Annotated in this window: 5 protein-coding genes and 1 pseudogene; 1 reads left to right on the top strand and 5 read right to left on the bottom strand. The window is 72.9% G+C overall.

Features of this window, described 5'->3' with window-relative positions:
• From I53_RS14270 to I53_RS14260, 3 genes and pseudogenes are all read right to left on the bottom strand, one after another.
• Positions 1-459 (bottom strand): annotated as a pseudogene (locus tag I53_RS14270) (serine--tRNA ligase); the annotation flags it as partial.
• 100 nt (positions 460-559) lie between these two features.
• Entirely contained in the window at positions 560-925 is a 366-nt protein-coding gene (locus I53_RS14265) for a nuclear transport factor 2 family protein (RefSeq protein WP_043351782.1), read from the bottom strand.
• 79 nt (positions 926-1004) lie between these two features.
• Positions 1005-1448: an OsmC family protein gene (locus I53_RS14260; RefSeq protein WP_043351783.1), complete on the bottom strand. Its 444-nt coding sequence runs from the start codon at positions 1446-1448 to the stop codon at positions 1005-1007.
• 165 nt (positions 1449-1613) lie between these two features.
• On the opposite strand from I53_RS14260, the gene I53_RS14255 reads away from it, so the two are divergent.
• Entirely contained in the window at positions 1614-2489 is an 876-nt protein-coding gene (locus I53_RS14255; RefSeq protein WP_043351780.1) for an ATP-binding protein, read from the top strand.
• 6 nt (positions 2490-2495) lie between these two features.
• Here I53_RS14255 and dut read toward each other — a convergent pair whose 3' ends face one another.
• Together dut and I53_RS14245 are read right to left on the bottom strand one after the other, a co-directional pair.
• Positions 2496-2966, bottom strand: coding sequence for a dUTP diphosphatase (gene dut / locus I53_RS14250; protein ID WP_043351779.1), 471 nt, complete (start codon positions 2964-2966; stop codon positions 2496-2498).
• On the bottom strand, positions 2963-3748 hold the full coding sequence (locus tag I53_RS14245) for a CoA ester lyase (protein WP_083936059.1): 786 nt from the start codon (positions 3746-3748) through the stop codon (positions 2963-2965). The genes dut and I53_RS14245 overlap by 4 nt, the downstream gene beginning before the upstream one ends.
• Position 3749: the final 1 nt, after the last annotated feature.

Genomic DNA, 3749 nt, shown 5'->3' with positions numbered 1-3749 from the left:
AAATCCATCAGGCCGGCCGGCTCGCCGAGTTCGAAATGCTCGCGCCCCTCGGTAAAGCCGCTCGCGGGTCGCGGCGTGGCTGCGGTAGAGGACGTTGCCGTGCTCGTCGGCACCCTCGGGCACGTCGGGTTCNGGCCGGTTCGGGATCGCGGCGAGCTTGTCCGCCAGCGCCTTGTCGGCCGCGTCCTGCGCGGCCTTCAGTTCCGGCTCGGCGCCCTTCAGGGCCGCGACCTCCGCCATCAGGGCGGCGGCGCGGTCCTCGTCCTTGGCCTTCTTGGCGCCGCCGATCTCCTTGGCCAGGGCGTTGCGCCGCTCCTGGTTGGCCTGCGCGGCCGAGACCGACGCCTTCCGCGCCTCGTCCAGCGCGATCAGCGCGGCCGAGAGCGGCGCGAGGCCCCGGCGGGCGAGGTCGCTGTCGAAGGCGTCCGGGTTCTCCCGGATGGCGCGGATGTCGTGCATCGAGTCGGCTCGGGTCTTCTGCGCAGCGTCGAGCGCGCGGGCTCCGCTTTGCCGCATCGCGTCCGGTGGGACAAGCGCGGGGGCGCGTCCGGGCCGACGGTCAGCTCTTCGGCGGCGCGATCTTGAGCTGGTCGATCGCCCAGAGCCACGTCCCGTCCGCCTGCTCCCGGGCGGCCTCCACCGACAGGGCGCCGTTCGGCAGCCGCGCGAAGGTCAGGGCGAGGGGGCCGTTGCGCAGGGGCGGCAGCGTCTCCGGGGCCGGGAAGTCGGATTTGCGCGCCAGCAGGTCGGCGTAGAAGCTCCGGATCTCGGCATGGCCCGTGGCGACGACCCGGCCGGCGGCCAGCACCGCCTCGGGCTCGTAGAGGGCGACGAGGCCCTCGACATCGCCGGCATTGGCGCGCTGGTTGAACAGGGCGGCAAGGTCCTCGGGGGCGCGGGCGGGTTCTCGCGTCTGATCCGACATGGCGTCTCCTCGTCCGGCTCCGGCGGCCGGTTGGTGCTAGGCAATGCGCCGGGCGGCCGATCTTTCCCCGAGGCGCCGGTCATTTCAGGCGCGTGCCGTCGCAATCGGCCACCGACACGGCGACCGGGATCCCGGCCTTCACGCTCTCCGAGACGGTGCAGAACCGCTCGAATTGCTCCAGCACCCGGTCGATCCGCGGCATGTCGGCCGCCGCCGCGCCGAGGCGGATCCGCACGTCGATCGCGGTGACGCGGAGCCGCCCGGCAGGGTTGCGCTCCAGCCGGCAGGACGCCTCGGCGGCCACGCCCCGCGCCTCCTGGCGGAATTTCCCCAGGGCGAAGACCAGGCTGGCGCAGAGGCAGTTCGCGACGCCGGAGATCAGCAGCTGCTCGGGGAACGGCCCGGTCCCGCCGCCGATCGGAGGCGCCTCGTCGGTGAGAAGCGCCGGCAGGGCCGCGCCGAAATCCACCGTGAAGACGTAATCGGCGACCTGGGTGATCCGGATCGTCGGTCCCGCGTCCATCATGCCCCCCGGCCGTTACGGCACCCGTGCTGCCGCGATGATCAACGCCCGATCCGGGTTCCCGTTCGGAAGGCCCGGGCCATGCATCCGGATACGGATGATTTCCCCGGATCTTCCCCGTAGAACCGGCCGCCTGACCGACCCGTACGCGAACCCCCCGATCCGATGACGAGCCCCGCGACCCTGGATACCCTGATGCCGCTCCTGGAGCGCATCGCCACCGCGCTGGAGCGGGCCGCGCCCGCCGCCCCGCCGGCCTTCGATCCCGATGCCGCGGACGCCTTCCTGTGGGGCCCCGAGCGCCGGCTGACCCCGGTGGCGCAGGTGGCGCGGGTGGAGATGGGCCTGCTCACCGGCATCGACCGGGCGCGCGACACCCTGGTGGAGAACACCGAGCGCTTCGCCCGCGGCCTGCCGGCCAACAATGCCCTGCTGTGGGGCGCCCGCGGCATGGGCAAGTCGTCGCTGGTCAAGGCGGCCCATGCCGAGATCAACGCCCGCAGGCCCGCCGGCAGCCGGCCGATGAAGCTCGTGGAGATCCACCGCGAGGACATCGAGGCCCTGCCGGACCTGATGGCCCTGCTTCGGCCGGACCCGCATCGCTGGCTGGTCTATTGCGACGACCTCTCCTTCGACGCCGACGACACTTCGTACAAGTCGCTCAAGACCGCGCTCGATGGCGGCATCGAGGGGCGGCCGAACAACGTGCTGTTCTACGCCACCTCGAACCGCCGGCACCTGCTCGCCCGCGACATGGTGGAGAACGAGCGCTCCACGGCGATCAACCCCGGCGAGGCGGTCGAGGAGAAGGTCTCGCTCTCGGACCGGTTCGGCCTCTGGCTCGGCTTCCACAAGTGCAGCCAGGACGAGTACCTGGCGATGATCCGCGCCTATGCCGAGCGCTATGGCCTCGCCGTGCCGCCGGAGCAGCTGCGCGCCGAATGCCTTGAATGGGCCACCACCCGCGGCTCCCGCTCGGGCCGGACCGCCTTCCAGTTCATCCAGGATCTGGCGGGGCGACTCGGCAAGACGCTCGACTGAGGGCGCCTACCGCCCGCTCGACCCGAACCCGCCCGACCCCCGCTCGGAGCCGGGGCCGGGCTCGCCACCCAGCACGGTCAGGACCGGCCGGGTGATCCGCGTGAAGACCAGCTGGGCGATCCGCTCGCCCGGCTCGATCCGGACCGGCTCGGATTCGTCGCGGTTCCAGGCGGAAACCATCAGCGGCCCCTCGTAATCCGCGTCGATGACGCCGGTGCCGTTGCCCAGCACCAGACCCTCGCGGTGCCCGCGCCCCGAGCGCGGGAAGATCAGGCCGCACCAATCGGGATCGCGGATCAGGACGCCGAACCCCGCCGGGATCAGCGCCGGCTTGCCCTGGGGCGGGAGCACCAGCGGCGCGTCGAGGCAGGCGTGCAGGTCGAGGCCGGCCGCGGCCGACGAGCCCCAGCGCGGGAAGCCCCAGCCCGGCAGCCGCGGATCGAGCAGCCGCAGGCCGATCTCCGGCCGGTCGCTCACGCGCCGAGACGCGCGATCGCCTCGGCCATGGCGAGGGTCCGCCGGGCGGCCTCGACATGGAGGCGCTCGACCATCTTCCCATCCACCGCGATGACCCCGCGCGCCCGGTTCTCCGGCGCGTCGAAGACGTCCATCAACGACCGCGCCTGCGCGATCTCCGCGGCATCCGGGCCGAAGGCCGCGTTGGCCGGGCCGATCTGGCTCGGATGGATCAGCATCTTGCCGTCGAAGCCGAGGTCGCGCCCCTGGACGCACTCCGCCTCGAATCCGGCCGCGTCGGCGAGGTCGGTGAAGACGCCGTCGATCGCCTCGATCTCGTAGGCCCGGGCGGCGGCCAGCACGGTCATCAGCCAGGGCATCAGGGCGGCCCGCCCCGGGGGCCGGATCCGGGACGCCTTCAGCAGGTCGTTCGGGCCGATCACCAGGGCGGCGAGCCGCCCGTCCACGTCCCGGGCCGCGCCCGCGATCTCGGCGGCGTTCACCACCGCCATCGGAGTCTCGATCATCGCCCAGACCCGCGTCGCCAGGGGCGCGCCGAGCCGGCGAAGCCGGGATCCGACCGCGATCAGCGTGTCGGAGGTGCGCACCTTGGGCACCAGAATGGCATCCGGTGCGGCCGCAGCGAGCGCCACGAGATCGGCCTCACCGTCCTCGGTCTCGGGCGCGTTGATGCGCACCACCACCTCGCGGGCGCCGAAGCCGCGCGCCGTGACCGCTGCGGCGACCTGGGCACGGGCGGCCGCCTTGACCTCCGGGGCCGTGGCGTCCTCAAGGTCGATCAGG

The organism is Methylobacterium sp. B1 (assembly GCF_000333255.1).
GTDB classification, from domain to species: Bacteria; Pseudomonadota; Alphaproteobacteria; order Rhizobiales; family Beijerinckiaceae; genus Methylobacterium; species Methylobacterium fujisawaense.
Note: the sequence above shows the minus strand (reverse complement) of the source record. Positions and strands in the feature narration are given on the sequence as shown.